At 35.5% G+C, this 16,020-nt stretch carries 19 protein-coding genes; 8 read left to right on the forward strand and 11 right to left on the reverse strand.

What is annotated here, in order from left to right:
* From ABGX27_03915 to ABGX27_03935, 5 genes are all read right to left on the reverse strand, one after another.
* On the reverse strand, window positions 1–286 hold a 286-nt coding region (locus ABGX27_03915; protein ID MEO2068638.1), incomplete at its 3' end, for a hypothetical protein.
* Between the two features lie 23 nt (window positions 287–309).
* Window positions 310–660 carry a hypothetical protein gene (locus ABGX27_03920; protein MEO2068639.1) on the reverse strand — a complete coding sequence of 117 codons (351 nt, stop codon included), beginning with the start codon at window positions 658–660 and terminating at the stop codon, window positions 310–312.
* Window positions 653–1,189 (reverse strand): hypothetical protein, encoded by a 537-nt coding sequence (locus ABGX27_03925; GenBank protein ID MEO2068640.1) that lies wholly within the window; start codon window positions 1,187–1,189, stop codon window positions 653–655. The genes ABGX27_03920 and ABGX27_03925 overlap by 8 nt, the downstream gene beginning before the upstream one ends.
* A 45-nt stretch (window positions 1,190–1,234) precedes the next feature.
* On the reverse strand, window positions 1,235–2,239 hold the full coding sequence (locus ABGX27_03930) for a toxic anion resistance protein (GenBank protein ID MEO2068641.1): 1,005 nt from the start codon (window positions 2,237–2,239) through the stop codon (window positions 1,235–1,237).
* 583 nt (window positions 2,240–2,822) lie between these two features.
* Entirely contained in the window at window positions 2,823–3,155 is a 333-nt protein-coding gene (locus ABGX27_03935; protein MEO2068642.1) for a cupin domain-containing protein, read from the reverse strand.
* Window positions 3,156–3,225: 70 nt separating this feature from the next.
* Between ABGX27_03935 and rsgA the strand changes: the two genes are divergently transcribed.
* The 4 genes from rsgA to ABGX27_03955 all read left to right on the forward strand — a co-directional run bounded on the left by rsgA (window position 3,226) and on the right by ABGX27_03955 (window position 7,297).
* Window positions 3,226–4,110, forward strand: a complete 885-nt coding sequence (gene rsgA / locus ABGX27_03940) for a ribosome small subunit-dependent GTPase A (protein MEO2068643.1) — start codon at window positions 3,226–3,228, stop codon at window positions 4,108–4,110.
* Window positions 4,110–4,901, forward strand: a complete 792-nt coding sequence (gene panB / locus ABGX27_03945) for a 3-methyl-2-oxobutanoate hydroxymethyltransferase (protein ID MEO2068644.1) — start codon at window positions 4,110–4,112, stop codon at window positions 4,899–4,901. The genes rsgA and panB overlap by 1 nt, the downstream gene beginning before the upstream one ends.
* Window positions 4,898–5,857 (forward strand): oligopeptide/dipeptide ABC transporter ATP-binding protein, encoded by a 960-nt coding sequence (locus ABGX27_03950; protein ID MEO2068645.1) that lies wholly within the window; start codon window positions 4,898–4,900, stop codon window positions 5,855–5,857. The genes panB and ABGX27_03950 overlap by 4 nt, the downstream gene beginning before the upstream one ends.
* 75 nt (window positions 5,858–5,932) lie before the next feature.
* Complete coding sequence (locus ABGX27_03955; protein ID MEO2068646.1) at window positions 5,933–7,297, forward strand: tetratricopeptide repeat protein; 1,365 nt, start codon at window positions 5,933–5,935, stop codon at window positions 7,295–7,297.
* Between the two features lie 367 nt (window positions 7,298–7,664).
* On the opposite strand, the gene ABGX27_03960 is transcribed toward ABGX27_03955, so the two are convergent.
* The 4 genes from ABGX27_03960 to hisC are packed head-to-tail and all read right to left on the reverse strand — an operon-like array spanning window position 7,665 to window position 10,938.
* On the reverse strand, window positions 7,665–8,402 hold the full coding sequence (locus tag ABGX27_03960; protein ID MEO2068647.1) for a ComF family protein: 738 nt from the start codon (window positions 8,400–8,402) through the stop codon (window positions 7,665–7,667).
* The gene (locus tag ABGX27_03965; protein MEO2068648.1) at window positions 8,372–9,526 is read right to left on the reverse strand and encodes a DNA repair exonuclease; all 1,155 of its coding nucleotides are present in this window, start codon (window positions 9,524–9,526) and stop codon (window positions 8,372–8,374) included. Before ABGX27_03965 ends, ABGX27_03960 begins: the two co-directional genes overlap by 31 nt.
* Window positions 9,527–9,535: 9 nt before the next feature.
* Window positions 9,536–9,829, reverse strand: a complete 294-nt coding sequence (locus tag ABGX27_03970; protein MEO2068649.1) for a hypothetical protein — start codon at window positions 9,827–9,829, stop codon at window positions 9,536–9,538.
* Window positions 9,826–10,938, reverse strand: a complete 1,113-nt coding sequence (gene hisC, locus ABGX27_03975; GenBank protein ID MEO2068650.1) for a histidinol-phosphate transaminase — start codon at window positions 10,936–10,938, stop codon at window positions 9,826–9,828. Before hisC ends, ABGX27_03970 begins: the two co-directional genes overlap by 4 nt.
* A 74-nt stretch (window positions 10,939–11,012) precedes the next feature.
* Here hisC and ABGX27_03980 point away from each other — a divergent pair, with 74 nt between their 5' ends.
* Entirely contained in the window at window positions 11,013–11,510 is a 498-nt protein-coding gene (locus ABGX27_03980) for a CinA family protein (GenBank protein ID MEO2068651.1), read from the forward strand.
* Window positions 11,507–11,902, forward strand: a complete 396-nt coding sequence (gene folK, locus ABGX27_03985; GenBank protein ID MEO2068652.1) for a 2-amino-4-hydroxy-6-hydroxymethyldihydropteridine diphosphokinase — start codon at window positions 11,507–11,509, stop codon at window positions 11,900–11,902. The genes ABGX27_03980 and folK overlap by 4 nt, the downstream gene beginning before the upstream one ends.
* Here folK and trpD read toward each other — a convergent pair.
* Together trpD and ABGX27_03995 are read right to left on the reverse strand one after the other, a co-directional pair.
* Complete coding sequence (trpD, locus tag ABGX27_03990; GenBank protein MEO2068653.1) at window positions 11,880–12,911, reverse strand: anthranilate phosphoribosyltransferase; 1,032 nt, start codon at window positions 12,909–12,911, stop codon at window positions 11,880–11,882. The two genes, folK and trpD, sit on opposite strands and share 23 nt — an antisense overlap.
* A 16-nt stretch (window positions 12,912–12,927) precedes the next feature.
* On the reverse strand, window positions 12,928–13,356 hold the full coding sequence (locus ABGX27_03995; GenBank protein ID MEO2068654.1) for a GIY-YIG nuclease family protein: 429 nt from the start codon (window positions 13,354–13,356) through the stop codon (window positions 12,928–12,930).
* A gap of 111 nt (window positions 13,357–13,467) precedes the next feature.
* On the opposite strand from ABGX27_03995, the gene ABGX27_04000 reads away from it, so the two are divergent.
* Both ABGX27_04000 and ABGX27_04005 read left to right on the forward strand, forming a co-directional pair.
* Window positions 13,468–15,204: an SNF2-related protein gene (locus tag ABGX27_04000; protein ID MEO2068655.1), complete on the forward strand. Its 1,737-nt coding sequence runs from the start codon at window positions 13,468–13,470 to the stop codon at window positions 15,202–15,204.
* 192 nt (window positions 15,205–15,396) lie between these two features.
* A partial coding sequence (locus ABGX27_04005; protein MEO2068656.1) for a C-terminal helicase domain-containing protein occupies window positions 15,397–16,020 on the forward strand: 624 nt, incomplete at its 3' end.

The raw sequence follows: 16,020 nt of genomic DNA on the forward strand, positions 1-16,020 counted from the left end.
GTTTAAGTATTTCTTTACAAATACCCTCTAGTTCTGGGTGTTCATACATCCATTGATCTGTATAATATGTACTATGTGCAGTCTTGAATATTTTATCAGACATGGAAATAGCGTCTGGATTTTCAGCAAAATACTTATCATAAAAATCTAAGATATCCTGTTTGAATTTTGATCCATCTGGATCAATCGCCGCTGTAAATACTGGAGTCGGAAATAACCAATCAAGTTTTGAAGTTTCAGAAACATTTTCAGTTCTGATACTTTGATCTATACGAACACTACTCATCAACAACCTCATCAATGAATTTATCAAGTCCAAGTTGTTTCTTCTTCCGTTTTTCCCTCTTCTAACAAAACTGCACCGTGGTCAAATTTTAATCTTTGTAGAGCTCTCACTTTTTCCCCACCTGTAAGTTTCTTCCAAACGGTAAATGACTCGTCAATTTCAACTTCTATGTAGAACTTCCTTCCTGTGATGTCTTCTGTCATATACTCCGCCCAATCATCGTGTGGTTCAGCCTCTTTCACTATCAGAATTACTCCGTCAATTTCTATAAGACTATTTTCTAGAAGCTTTAAAAGATTTCTTCTTTTTGCTCTTTTAGACCTTTTCAACCTATCTATCGCTTCTATAACTGTATCCCAAGTTATATTACTCACCGTGCCCCCCATATTTTCTCTTTAAAAACTCAACCTCTTTCTTAAATTCTTTGCTGTCGCTGTCAAAAGCATCTTTTATCTTCTGGAGCTCTGCTCTTATAAGAGTTAATCCTTCTTTCAGTTTCTCAAAATTTCTCTCCGATGAATCCAGAGATAGATAGCTTGAAATAAGTCTTTGTAGGTATTCGTCGGACAGTTTTTCTATTTCATACTTCCTGTCAACAGGAATCTCGGCATCCTCAAGGTCTTTGAGAATTTGGGCTATGCCTCTAAGTTCGTCGTAGATAAGATTTCTTTCGGAGAGGTCTAAATGCTCGTCCTTTGTAATTCGAACAATAAGAGAAAGGAACTTTTCTGGAAGTGTGGACTCTGTAGAGGTCTCATTCCCAAAAGTATCTCTCTGTTTTTCGGCATTTGAAGAACCATCCGAACTATTCCTGTTCGCTATTAAAAACTTTACAATAAACCAAATAGAAAAAAGTAGTACCAGAAGAAGAAGTATCCTGAATATTAATCTTATAATACACATTTTTTATCCCTCTAAGATAATTTTTGAGAAAACAATCCAAACTCTTCACTGCTCAAGTTTTTCTTTGAGCTTCTTGTTCATCTCTTCAAGCTTGGCTATGTTCTGCGTAGCAACTTCTATTCCTCTACGTCTTACTTCTTCAAAATCTGTTATTGCAGACATCAGTGTATTGTAGGCCTCCTCAAGTTTATTTATCGCAACAACGGGACTTGTGTACAAGGATTCAATTTCTTTAGTTTGTCCTTTAATCGCCTCTGCATTTGATTTTAGGAGCTCAGCGGTATATTCTTGAGTTGCTTTAACCGTCTCCATTGCTCTCTTTTGATTAATAAGAGAAGTCCTTATAGAAAGTCCTATAGTTAAAACGGTTTTGGTTATTGTTATGGTTCTTTCAATTGCATCGAGGAGAGCTCTGTTGTTCTGGAGTGTCTGCTCAATAGAAACGAGAAACTGCAGGTTTGCCTGTAAAATGGTCTGTAAGTCCTGAATTCTCGTAGAAAAAGTGAAAATCGCTCCTTCTATTCTCTTTTTCTCTACGGGATCATCGACAATCTGAGCTCTCTCTTTCAGCTTTTCAAGAATCTGTTTTCCTAAGCCGATCTTTTCTTCAAGTTCTTTATTGAACTGCTTTAGTTCTTCCTGCAGTCTTTCGAGCTCTATATTATCCCTAATTATCTGATCCTTAGAATCCGAAAGATGCATAGAAATTCTCTCTATATACTGTCCAATAGTCTCATACTTTTCTGCAATGAGTTTTATAAGTTCTTCTCCTTTCGGAACGAGATGGAGCAGTTTTTTCCAGAAGGGAGCTTTTTCTTCATAGTACTTCGGATTGAGTTCTTCCAACTTTTGTTGGAGAGAGTAAAGCTGGTCGGTAATAGGCTTGGTGGCTTCATCTTTGGCATAAAAAACTATCTTTTTCTCCAATGCCGAAACTTTATCTGCCACTCTTTTTTGTTCTTGAAGACCAAATTTTTCTGGAGCTCTTACAGCCTCTTCAAGAACTTCGTCCGTTATAACAACTATCTTAGGTTGTTCTGTTGTGTTCATTATCTACCTCCTCTTGAAAAGACAAGAACTTTGTCTAACTTAAGTGGATTCTACCATTCACTGAAAAGAAAAATTGGAGGGGGAGAGCTCTAAAACTATTCAGTTAAAATTAAAGGTATAAGAAAACATAGAGGAAGTATAATAGGAAATTCGTTCAACTGAATCTGCCGACTTCAAAGATCATTTTCTAGTGAATTTAAACAATTATTCTAAAAGATTAGAAAAAGAGGACTTAAACGTTAAGGGATTACTCAAAAACAACAACCTTTCTAAACACATAGCAGACGCAAGCTGAAAAAGGTTCATCTCCTATCTGGAGTATAAATCAAAACTTTACGGTAGAATACTCATCAAGGCAAATCCGTTCCATCCCTCATCAAAGCTCTGCTCTGTATGTGGATACAAGAACGAAAATCTCAAACTGTCTGATAGGAAATGGAAGTGTCCTAACTGTGGAACACAGCACGATAGGGATTACAACGCAACGCTGAATCTCTTAAAGGAAGGATTGAAACTCATAAAGGGGTCGCTCACCTTACGAGCGGTAGGGTTGGAAGACCCGAACTTACGCCCGTGGAGAGTGCTAACGCACTCGTTGAAGCGGGAAGCCCCTCATTTCAATGAGGGGTAGTTCACACCCACAGATGTAGACAACTCCTTCATTTCCAACTTTTGCAAAATGGCGAGTTCCAGCTGGAACATTCATCTTATCGCCAGGATATAAAGTAACAACTTCTCTTTCCGTACCAATTGTTATCTCGCCATCAATTATCCACCTTACTTCATCAAAAGGATGGGTATGCCAGTCATAAGTGGTGTTTGGTGGGTCATACCAAACAAAAAGATTCGTATATTCCTCCTTTTTTAATATTTTGAGAACTTCGTCCTTATCTATGATTCCTGTTCTTACAACCATTCTTTTTCTCCCTTTAAAAGCTTATATTTCTTTTTTATGAGAAAACCGAAAGGAGGGAAATAGAAAGCATATGGTAAAAGGAATTATAGTAGAAAGAGCTGGTCAAAAGATTACGGTTTTTGTTGAAAAAGAAGGAAAGTATTACAGAGGAATACCTCTTGGTAAAGTAAGAAAAAAAGACAAAGTTTATGCTGGGGATATTGTAAAAGGAAGAGTGGTTGACAAAGAAACATTTGCTATTGAAGAAATTGAAGAAAGAAAGAACCTTCTTATTAGACCCCCAATAGCTAATGTTGATAAAGTTGTTATAGTTTCCACGATCCAGAATCCGCCTTTTCAAAATTTCCTTCTTGACAACTTGCTTGTTGTCTATAGCCATTTAGGACTTGAAACCACAATTGTTTTCAACAAAATAGATATCCTTGATGAGGAAGGAAAAAAAGAACTTGAAAAGTGGTTTAAAATCTACACTGAGGCTGGATATAAAGTCATAAAGGTAAGTGCCGAAACTGAAGAGGGATTACCTCAGCTAAAAGAGGACTTAAAGGGAAAGATTTCCATATTTGCTGGACCTAGTGGGGTTGGAAAGAGCTCTATCATTTCTAAACTTACAGGAAGAGAACTTAAAGTTGGAGAAGTGAGTAAGAAAACCGAAAGAGGAAAACACACGACAAGAGAAGTAAGCCTCATTCCTTTTGATGGAGGATTTATTGGGGATGCTCCCGGATTTTCTCGCGTAGATGCCCTTAACTTTATGGAAAAAGAGGATGTTAGATTATACTTCCCTGAGTTTTTAAGGTATGAATGTAAGTATTCTGATTGTATGCATCTTAACGAAGATGGTTGTATGGTAAAAGAGGCTTTAAGACGAGGAGAAATCTCTTGTGAAAGATATAAGAGCTACCTTAAGATGATAAAAGAATTTGTAAAGTGGCTTCCGGAGGTTTGCGATTAATGGCTATAACAACAGCTACTTTCTTGGAAAAGAAGAAGAAGGGAGAGAAGATATCAGTTATTACTGCTTACGACTACCTTACTGCAAAGATAGTGGATAGTGCAGGAGTTGATGCCATTTTGGTTGGAGATTCTCTCGGAATGGTAGTTCTTGGGTACTCCTCAACTATTCCAGTAACCCTTGAAGAAATGATTTATCACACAAAGGCAGTAGTCAGGGCAAGAAAAAATGCAATGGTAATAATGGATATGCCATTCCTTTCTTACCAAACAGGAATAAGAGATGCCATTTTAAATGCTGGAAGAGCATTAAAAGAAACAGGTTGTGATGCAGTAAAGATTGAAGGTGGAGTAAGCCAAAAGGAAACTATAAGAGCTCTTGTAGAAGCAGGTATTCCCGTTATGGGACATATAGGTTTGCAACCTCAAAGCGTGAACATTTATGGAGGTTACAAACTAAGAGGAGTAGGGGAGGAACGGGAAAAACTAATAGAGGATGCAAAAGCTGTTGAAGAAGCAGGTGCTTTTGCAGTAGTTCTTGAAAAAATACCAAAGGATCTGGCAAGAGAGATAACAGAAATGCTTTCCATTCCAACTATAGGAATTGGAGCCGGCAAGTACTGTGATGGTCAAGTTCTTGTTTTCCACGATATGGTAGGACTTTTCGATGAGTTTAAACCAAAGTTTGTAAAACGTTATGCAGAACTTGGAAAGTTGGCAAAAGATGCTGTTAGACAGTACGTAGAGGAAGTAAGGAGCGGAAAGTTCCCAGACGAGGAGCATTCCTATTGATACTGGAAGTTAGAAATGTTTATAAAGAGTTTCCGATAAAGAGGAACTTTTTCGGGAAAGTTGTTAAGCAGTTAAGAGCACTTAGCGGCGTATCTTTAAAAATCTTTAAAGGAGAAACTGTTGGAGTTATCGGAGAAAGTGGATGTGGAAAGTCCACTCTTGGCAAAATAATTCTTGACCTTGAAAAGCCTACAAAAGGTGAAGTCCTTTATAAGGGAAAGAATATTAATCTTTTAAAAGGAAAAGATTATAAAGTTTACAGAAAAAATGTTCAGGCTGTTTTTCAAAATCCCCAAAGTTCTTTAAATCCAAGAATGAAAGTTTGGGAAATAATTACGGAAGGGTTAAAGATAAACTACTCCTTTTCTAAAGAAGAACTAAAAAGAATTGCTAAAGAACTTCTTGAAAAGGTGGCATTACCTTCATCTTACTTGGAAAAGTATCCTAAAGAGCTCTCAGGAGGACAAAAACAAAGAGTAGCAATAGCAAGAGCTATCGCTATGAAGCCGGAGCTTATTGTTCTTGATGAACCCACTTCAGCACTTGACGTTTCCGTTCAGGCACAAATAGTAAACCTTCTTATAGACCTTAAAGAAGAACTTAATATTTCCTACTTTTTCATTTCCCATTCTTTGCCAGTTGTTGAAGTGATTAGCGATAAAGTAATCGTTATGTATAAAGGTTTTATAGTCGAAGAAGGAGAAACCTCAAATGTTTTAGGATCTCCCAAACATCCTTACACAAAGTTGCTTATTTCTTCTCTACCTTCTTTTGAGAAAAAGAATAAGGAAAAAATACCTATAGATACTCTTTTTGAGGAAAAAGACATCCAAGAAATAAAAGGTTGTCCCTTTTATTTAAGGTGCAATATAAGAAAAAAAGAGTGTCTATCTTATGATATGAAACCTTTTGAAATATCCGGAAACCATAAGGTTTCATGCATAGGAGTTTTTTAATATTTTAAACTATTTTGTTTAAAAAATTTTTTTTGTAAAATACTAATAAACTTTATTTAGGGAGGAGGAAAAGTGATGGGGAAATTTTTCGTATTTCTCTTTGTTACGTTATCTCTGATAAATGCATACGGAGATACAAAGGAAACAGACTACTTTTCAGGAGGAATGAAAGCTTATAAAAACAATAACTATAAAAAAGCTTTAGAGTTTTTTAAGAAAGCTTATGATATAGGGAATAGTAAAGGATGTTATGAACTGGGAGCTATGTATCAGAATGGAGAAGGAGTAGGAAAAAACTATCAAAAAGCTATTGAATTTTACTCCAAAGCTTGTGAACTAGGAGAGGGTAAAGGATGTACGAACTTGGGATATATGTATGATTTTGGTTTAGGAGTGAAAGAAGATGACCAAAAAGCTGCTGAACTTTACTCTAAAGGCTGTAAGCTAGGAGATGGATTGGGATGTTACAACTCAGGAGTTATGTATCAAAATGGAAAAGGAGTAGGAAAAAATTATCAAAAAGCTGTTGAACTTTATTCTAGAGCTTGTAAACTGGGGAAGGGCGGAGGATGTACAAACTTGGGATATATGTATGAAGATGGCTTAGGAGTAGAAAAGAACTATCAAAAAGCTATAGAACTTTACTCTAAAGGTTGTAGATTAGGAAATGGGTTGGGTTGTAACAATCTAGGAGTTATGTATGCTAAAGGAAAAGGTGTAATAAAAGATGATAGAGAAGCCGTTAAACTTTACCTTAAAGCTTGTTCTTTGGGAAATGCATTAGGATGTAGTAATTTAGCTTACAGGTTTTATAACGGACAGACGGTAGAAAGGGACTTTGAAACTGCTATATTTCTTTGGGAAAGAGCTTGTGAGTTAGGATATAAAGTGTCTTGTCAAAAAGTAAAAGAAGTGGAGAACGAACTAAAGAAAAGACCTTCCTTTTTTGGTTTAAAGGTTGGTTTTACAACAGAAGAAGAGTTTAAGAAGATTGTGAAAGATAAAGGTTGGAAGATAGAAAAAGCAGGTCATAGAATTGTTAAAGATGACATATCCAATCCAAACGTTACTGGTTATGTTGTTTCAGGAATACCTCTTGAAAAAATCTCATCTGCTTACTTTTGGTTTTTCAAAGGAAAACTCATGAAAATTGAATATCGTCTTTCTGAAAGCAAGGACAAATCTACTTTTTATACCTACTACGACCTTTTAAGGAATAAATATGGAAATCCAGATAGTTATACAAAACCTCATCTTGCAGATGGAAAAGCAGTTTGGAACATAGGAGGAGTGGAAATAAAGCTTTTTTCTCCGTGGGTTAGCGAGATAACCTATTTAACTTATACAGATCTTTACCTCTCTTCCTTAGCTGATAAATCTGATAGAGAAATCTATAAAGAAGAAACCAAAAAGGAAGCAAAACCTCTTGAAGGTATTTAATTTTAGTTTCTACTCTCTCTTATTTTTTTCTTTCTACTTTTTTCTCCTTAGATAAAAGTACAAAGAGGTTTAGTGAGACTAAAACTTCCAGAGACTGGAACGGTCAAGATTTAAAAAATTATATCATGCTACAAATACTTTAACATCTTTACCCAACAACTTTTGAAGACTTTCAGTTAGCTCTATTACTTTATCGTTTCAAGTTGTGGGACTTCTACGAGAATAGCACGTTGAGGAGTTAAAAAGGGTGAAATGCCGAGTTCTTCGGTTTAATGTTCCTTTCCTTCAAAAAAGGTAAGGTCTTTTTATAAGCTATTTTTAAAAGTTCATCTTCAACATATGGAAAGTTTAAAATAAAATTTCTAGATTAAACACTCCTTGCTACCGTATAAACAAAAACCTTTTTAGCACCGCTTTTTTTAAGTTCTTTTGCAAGTTCATTACAAGTTGAACCTGTTGTAAAAACATCGTCAAAGATCAGAACCTTTTTCCCTTCTACACTATAGCTTACTTCAAAAACACCTTTTATGTTCTTTTCTCTATCTTCTGCTGAAAGTTCCGATTGTCTTTTGGGATTAAAAAGCTTTTTGGCAAGAGGCACGTAAGAAATTTCCGCACCTTCTAAAATTACCTCACATTGGTTGAATCCTCTCTCTTTCATTCTTTCTTCACTTAAAGGCACGGGAACAACAAAATCTGGAGAAACTTTTTTCAAAAAGTTTAAGAAGTGACTTTTGATAGTTTCTCCTATTTTTAAACCGATAGGTTTTCTCTTTTCAAATTTTAGTGCTTTTAGAGAGATGTCTATAAGGTCATTGTAAAGTCCAAAATACTCTACTTTGTCAAAGAAAAATTTTCTTTTCTTCTCATAGCATTCCCTACATAAATCTCCAATCCCCGGTTTTAATTTTAGTGGGAAACCACAGAGTTTGCATTTTTTTCCTTTAAACTCCTTAAAGAAACTTTTCCAACAATCTTCACAAGCAATGTAATAGTGGTCTAAAAGAAGAAAACTTCCACACGCAACGCAGTATTCAGGAAAGAGGATATCTAAGAAAACGTTTTTCGCAAGCTTTAAGAAAGAAGTTTTTCTACCTCTTCCCAACCTTTTCCAATTTCCTCTTTTAGAAAGCTTTTTACTACATCCTCAACTAGTTCCTCGTTTGAATCAATTATTTCTTTTGCTAAGGAAATTACTTTCTCGTTTTGATTTTGTTCTCTTAAAAACTCAACGAGGAAATCTGCAAGTTTTTTACCTTTATCAACATAAGATACAAGTTCCTCTTCACTTCTTACCCGTCTTTTATCAATTCTAAGGAGTAAAGACTTTTTCTCTATGTCTTCTAAAACTTTCTTAAACGTTTCTATCTCCAAATCCTTATACGTATAGCTAACTAAAACAACTGGAGGAATTTCATGCCTTTCCACTCTATCAAGAAGTTTTAAAAGTTCTTCTTTGACATTTTCCTCGGTTAAATTCAGAACTTCAAAAGGACGTAAATTTTCAATCTCTACTCTTTTAAATTCGTTACTTTCAATATCAAGTATGTTAAATCCTCTTTTTCCAAGAAGGGCTTCTTTTTTGGTTCTAAATTCGGTAGAACCTGCGTAACTAAAAATTCCTTTCCCAAGATTCTCTTTTAAGAATGCGTGGATGTGTCCTCCAGCGTAGTAGTTAAAGTTTCTTGGAAAATCGGAAAATTCCATTTCAAAGCTTTCCTCGTAAGGTAAATACTGCCCTACCCCTTGGTGGAACATAAGGATTGAGTATTTAAATTTCTCTGCTTTCTCCTCTAAAGATGGGAAGAACTCTTCTTTTAACGCATTTATCATTCTTTTTGGGAAAAATCTAAATCCTGCAATTAAGATTCCGTCAATTTCTAGAACGTCGTAAGGATCAACCAGTTTTACAAGCTTTAACTCCTCTAAAATTTTGTGAGGTGGGATTGTTCCTCTTCTTAAGACCCTGTCGTGGTTTCCGGTAATGGCTATAAACTCTATACCAGCATTTTTTACTTTCTGCAAGATGGATATACACTTTGAAAGACTTACCATATCAGGTTGATAAGTTTCAAAAAGATCTCCTGTGTGCAAAATTATGTCAACTTTTTCTTCTATCATTTTGTCAATGGCTTTTTCAAAAGAAACAATGAAGTCTTTTTTCCTTTCTATTAGCCTATACTGGGTATAGCCAAGATGGGTGTCTGAAACATGGGCAATTTTTAACATCTTTCCCTCTTACTCATATTCAACAATTACAGTTCCACCGAAGCTACCAACTCTGACTATACGTCCATTTCCGTCTTTAAAGAGAACTGCACCCGTATGTCTACCGTTTTTGTCCATCTCAAACCAAACATAACCGTTTCCTTGATAGGTGGCTACAAGTTTTCCACCGTTAAAAACCTTAACGGTAAACTTTCCACCTGTAACTTTCAGTACTTCTTTTTCCATTTTGGTTTGCCACTTACAAGAACAGGAAAAGGTAGAAAAAAGCAAAGGGAAAAGAGATAGAAGAATCAACTTCCTCACAGCTTTTCTCCTTTTAGTTCTTCAAGAACTTCCTTTAGTTTTTTAATAAAGAAGATATTCTCTTTCATAGTTCCAATAGTTACTCTTATATGATCAGGGAAACCATAACCGTCCATTGCCCTAACTATTACACCTTTTTGTAAAAGCCTTTTGAAAACTTCTCTGCTTGGAAAACCTACCTTTACGAGAATAAAGTTAGCGTAAGTTGGAACATACTCAAGTCCAAGCTTTTCAAATTGTTCATAGAGGTACTTTTTACCTTCTTCATTTACAACTTGGGAGTGTTTTATAAACATTTTGTCTTCAAGAGCTGCAACTCCTGCAACTTGTGAAGGTCTTGTAACGTTAAAAGGTTGTCTAATTCTATTCATATCTTGGATTATCTCTTTCTTCGCAACGGCATATCCAAGTCTTAATCCTGCAAGTCCATAAATCTTTGAGAAAGTTCTTGTAACAACTATGTTCTTTTCGTAGATGTATTCAACGCCGTTTGGAACGTCAAATCCTGCACCAACAGCATACTCGTAGTAAGCTTCATCAAGAACAAGTAGAACATCATCTGGAAAGTCCCTTAAAAAAGCTTCAAACTCTTTTTTGGAGAAAGCCGTTCCAGTTGGATTGTTAGGATTGGCAAGGAAAACCACAGCTGTGTTTTCGTCAATAGCATCAAGGTGCGCTTTTAAGTCCATGTAGTAGTTGTCTTTAACTTTTACTACTTTATGTTCTGCACCAGATAGCTGAACAACTATTGGATATACAGCGAAAGACTTTTCGCTGTAAACGGCATTAAGTCCCGGTCTTAAGTATGCTCTTGAGATTATGTCAAGAGCTTCGTTTGAACCAAGTCCTACAAATATGTTCTCAACTTCTACACCAAGATGCTCGGAAAGCGCTTTCTTTAGATAAAAAGAATTTCCATCCGGATATCTGTGGAGGTTCTTTAAGTCCTCTATTATTGCTCTTACAGCTTGTGGAGAGGGTCCGAGAGGATTTTCGTTTGAAGCAAGCTTAACTATTTCATTTAGACCAAGTTCTCTTTTTAATTCGTCTTCGGGTTTTCCAGGTTCGTAAACGTGAACCTTTTTTATATGCTCAGGTAGAGAAAACATTTAACCTCCTTACAAACAAGTGGTAAGATATTTTCTTGACTTAGAGATTATAACCCGAGATAAAGAGGTCAAAAATGAAACCTGAATATGAACTAAAAGAACTACTTCTTGAGAAAAATCTAAAGCTTTCTGTTGCAGAAAGTTGCACGGGAGGACTTTTATCTTCAAGGATTGTAAACGTTCCGGGAAGTTCTGCCTATTTTATGGGTGGAATTGTAGCGTACGACAACACCATAAAGATGAAAGTGCTAAATGTTAGTCCAGAAACTTTGCTAAGATTTGGTGCAGTCAGCGAGCAAACCGCTAAAGAAATGGTTTTAGGAGTTAAAAGACTTATGAATACCGAGTGTGGAATTTCCATCACCGGAATTGCAGGACCAACTGGAGAGACACCAAAAAAGTCGGTAGGTCTTACATACATCGGGATATCTGTCAATGATAAGGTTGAAGTTTTTAAGTTTATCTTCGAAGACAAAGATCCTGATGAGGTAGCAAGAAGGAATGCAAGGAGAAGGAAGGCAGCCAAAAAAGCTCTAAAACTTCTCATAAAAATGCTAAAAGAGGAAACATGAAGGTACTTTTGATTCTTGGCAGTAATCTTGGAAATAGGTATGAAAACCTTAATAAAGCAGAAAAGTTAATAGAAAAGTTTGTGGGAAAGATTCTAAAAAGAAGTAAAGTTTTAGAAACAGCACCTTTTGGAGTTGTTAACCAACCTTACTTTTTAAACTTGGGACTTTTAGTAGAAACCCATCATCCACCTTTTGAACTTTTAAATCTTGTAAAGTGGATAGAAAAGAGAGTAGGAAGGTATAAGACCTTTAGGTGGGGACCAAGAGTAGTAGATATAGACATTGTAATCTATGGAAACTTTTTTATAGATACAAGAAAACTAAAAGTTCCCCATCCCGGTTTAAGGGATAGGGAGTTTTTTAAAACAATTAAAAGCTATTTGTTAGCTTAACCACTTCCATTAAAGTCTCAAAAGGTCTTCCTTCCTCTAAAACTTTTGTAGCAAGGTCTATTCCTTCTTCTACCGTTTTAACTTTATCACCTGCCAAAAGTGCAAAGGCTGCATTTAGGACAACAATCTCCCTTTTTGATCCTTTTTCTTCTCCTTTTAGTATTCTTTCAACAATTTTCTTATTTTCCTCTAAAGTCTCGCCACCTTTTAGCTCTTCAAAGGTTCCTCTCCTTAACCCAAAGTCTTCTGGGGAAATTTCGTAAGTCTTTAACTCACAGTCCGAAATTTCGGTGATCGTGGTCTTATCGCAGATTGTTATTTCGTCAGTGCCATCTTTTCCGTGGACTATAAAAGATCTTTTTGTTCCAAGTTTTAGTAGAACTTTCCCAAGTTTCTCTGTTAAATCTTCTCTAAACACTCCCATAAGTTGTCTTTTAGCTCCAGCAGGATTTGTCATTGGTCCAAGAAGATTAAATATGGTTCTTATTCCCAGTTCCCTTCTTGGTTTTACAACTTTTGCCATTGCAGGATGAAATCTTGGAGCAAACATGAAGCCAAAGTTCGTTTCTTTAATACATTCTGCCACTTCCTCTGGAGCTAAGTCAATTTTCACACCAAAGCTTTCCAAAATGTCTGCGCTTCCACATTTGCTCGAAACGGATCGGTTTCCGTGCTTTGCTACTGGTACGCCACAGGAAGCAACAACAAGAGCAACTGTTGTAGATATGTTAAAAGTTCCCTTTAAATCCCCTCCCGTTCCACAGGTGTCGACTATCTTTTCTTTAACATCTTCAGGGAGAGGAACTTTTAAACTCTTTTCTCTCATAACATACGTAGCACCTGCAACTTCTTCTTCTGTTTCTCCTTTCGCCCTCAAGGCAACAAGAATTCCTGCTATCTGAGCATCTGTAAGTTCTCCATCCATTATTTTTGTAAAGAGATCTTTGGTTTCCTCAAAAAATAAATTTTGCTTTTCAACCAGTTTATTTAAAACTTCCTTAACCTCCATCTTCTCCTCTCTGCTTTTAAATTTTAAAAATTTTAACATTGAATTCTTTAAGTACCTGGCTTTTCAAATCTTCCAGATCACTAACTCTAAATAGATGAGACAAACACTTACAATCACTTGAACCAAAGCCAAAAACGGGTTCTTCCGTTTTGGATATAAAATCTGCCAGTAAGCATTCAAGCCTTTTATTTTCCACTATCCAAACTTCAAGTGCTTTAAAAGAATCTTGAGCTGAAACGAAATCGAAATGCCAATGCTTTTTCTTGTCCTTTTTAAGGTGTCTTTGTATTCTTTTTTTCAATCCTCCACTTCCAAAAGCTGAACCGACATAAAGATAAGTTCCCTTCTTAAGAAAGAATTTTTTACCGCTTCTTACTTTTAGAGAAACGTCATCTATTGAGAAAACGAGGCAATAAGTTCCTTTTGTGTTCTTTTTTAGAAACATCTTTTTAAACTCCTGTTTTGTATTTTGGTTGATTGGTTGAATGGAGAAATGGTTGAATTGGAAAAGAAATTTTAAAATATGAAATGAATAAACAAAAAAGGGAGAGCTAAAGTGGCTTCTTACTCTGTAAACGACCTTACTTTCTTTACGAATGAGGAAGGAAGAAAGTTAATAGATAGGTTTAAAGCCGTTCTTAGAGATACTAGAGAACTTGACATTATCGTCGGTTATTTCTACCTCTCAGGACTTTATCAGTTACACGAAGAGCTTGAAAAGGTAGACAAAATCAGAATTATTGTTGGAATGCAAGTAGGGAGAGGCGTTTTTAATCTTTTGGAAAAAGCAAAGAGCGTTGCTGAATCAAGGAAGGAATATCTTGAAAAAGTGGTAGAAGAACTATCAAGTAGAGATTACGAAGATTCTCTTGAAAGAGAAAAAGCTATTAGAAAATTTATAGAGTGGATAAGAAGTGGAAAACTTGAGATAAAGTACTATCCCCACTCTCCACTTCATGCAAAGCTTTATATTTTCAAAAGTAGAGGTGAAGTAGACCTTGGAAGAGTTATTACAGGTTCTTCAAACTTTACAATCTCAGGACTTAAAGAAAACTTGGAATTTAACGTAGAACTTAAAAATGCAAGTGATGTTCTGTTTGCCATTGATCGTTTTGAAGCTTTATGGAAAGAGTGTGTAGATATATCAGAAGATATTGTTAAAACAGTTAAAGAAAGAACATGGCTTAACGATACTCTTTCTCCTTATGAACTTTACCTAAAGTTTCTCTACGAATTTTTACACGACCAGCTTGACTTTAAGGAAGAAGATCTAATTCTTCCAGAAGGTTTTAAGAAACTAAAGTATCAAATAGAAGCTGTTGCAGATGCTGAATCAAAACTTAAAAAGCACGGAGGAGTTTTTCTTTCAGACGTTGTTGGGCTTGGTAAAACCTTCATAGCAGCAATGCTTTGTTCAAAACTTAAAAAGAAAGTTCTCGTCTTTGCACCACCTCACCTTACTGAATACTGGGAAGATGTTCTCAGAGAGTTTGGAGTCCGATCAAAGGTTATCTCTTCAGGACTTTTGAAAAATATTAATCCCCAAGAGTTTAAAGACTATCCAGTAGTTGTTATAGATGAAGCCCATAGGTTCCGAAACGAAGAAACAAAAAGTTATGAAAACTTACATTCAATATGTAAAGGAAAGAAAGTAATACTCATCACGGCAACTCCTTATAATAACAAACCTTCAGATGTAAAAAACCAGCTTTTACTTTTCCAAAATCGCTATCGGTCAACAATACCTGGGGTTACAAACCTTGAAGACTTTTTCAAAAACTTGGAAAGAAAAATAAAGGAAGTTGATAGAAAAAAGAATCCCAAAAAGTATAAGGAAGTCCTTAAAGAGTGTGGAAGAGAAATCAGAACAAAAATTCTTAGATATGTAATGGTTAGAAGAACAAGAAAAGAAGTGGAAAAATACTATGGAAAAGACCTAAAAGCTCAAGGTGTATCTTTTCCAAAAGTAAAACCTCCAAAGAAGGTTTATTACTTTTTAGACAAAGACCTTGATAATCTTTACAACAAAACAATAGAAACGATAGGAAACCTTTCCTATGCTAGATATAGACCTGCACTTTATCTTAAGACCAAGCTAAAAGAAAACGACCCTGAGTTTATTTCCCAGAAAAACTTAGCCGGTCTTATGAAAACGCTTCTTCTTAAAAGACTTGAAAGCAGTTTCGAAGCTTTTAGAAAAACCCTTGATAGATTCCTTGAATCCCACGAAAAGTTTTTAAAAATGTTTAAAGAAAAAGGGGAAGTTTACGTAAGTAAAGAAGTTGATGGATAGGAACGACTTGAAGAGGACAACCTTGACGAACTTTTTGAACTTGTCGAAAAAGGAAAGGTTAAGGTATACAAAAAAGAAGAACTCTTTTCTGATTTCTATAAAAATCTCAAAACCGATACAGAAACGATAAGAGTTTTAAGGGATAACTGGTATAGGATAGAAGAAGACCCAAAGTTAAATAAATTCTTAGATTTGCTGAAAGGTGAGGATTCTGTTCTTAGTAAAGCTAGAAAGATACTTATTTTTACAGAATATTCTGAAACTGCAGAATATCTTGGAAGGAAGCTAAAAGAAACTTTTGGAGAGTGTGTTCTAGTTTACTCCTCAAAATCAAAATCATCTGTAAGAAAGGAAATTATTGAAAACTTTGATCCTAATGCAAAGGTGCAGAAAGATGACATAAAAATTCTTATTACAACAGACGTTTTAGCAGAAGGTATAAACCTTCATCGTTCAAACGTTATAGTCAATTATGACATTCCTTGGAACCCAACAAGAGTTTTACAAAGAGTTGGAAGAATTAACAGAGTAGGAACGTCTTTTAAAGAGATTTATATCTACAACTTTTTTCCTGTAGGTGTAGCAGAAAAAGAGCTCGGACTTGAGGCAGCAGCCATAGCAAAGCTACAGGCGTTCCATCAAGCTCTTGGTGAAGATGCAAAGTACTTAACCGAAGAAGAAGAGGTTAACGCTCATGGACTATTCAAGAAAATGAACAGGTTAAAAGAAGATGAAGAAGAAGACTCTTTGCTTAAGTATGTGAAATTATTAAGAGAGATTAAGGAAAAAGAACCTGAGCTCTTTGAAAAGATAAAA

Source organism: Desulfurobacteriaceae bacterium, from assembly GCA_039832905.1.
Classification (GTDB): Bacteria; Aquificota; Aquificia; order Desulfurobacteriales; family Desulfurobacteriaceae; genus Desulfurobacterium.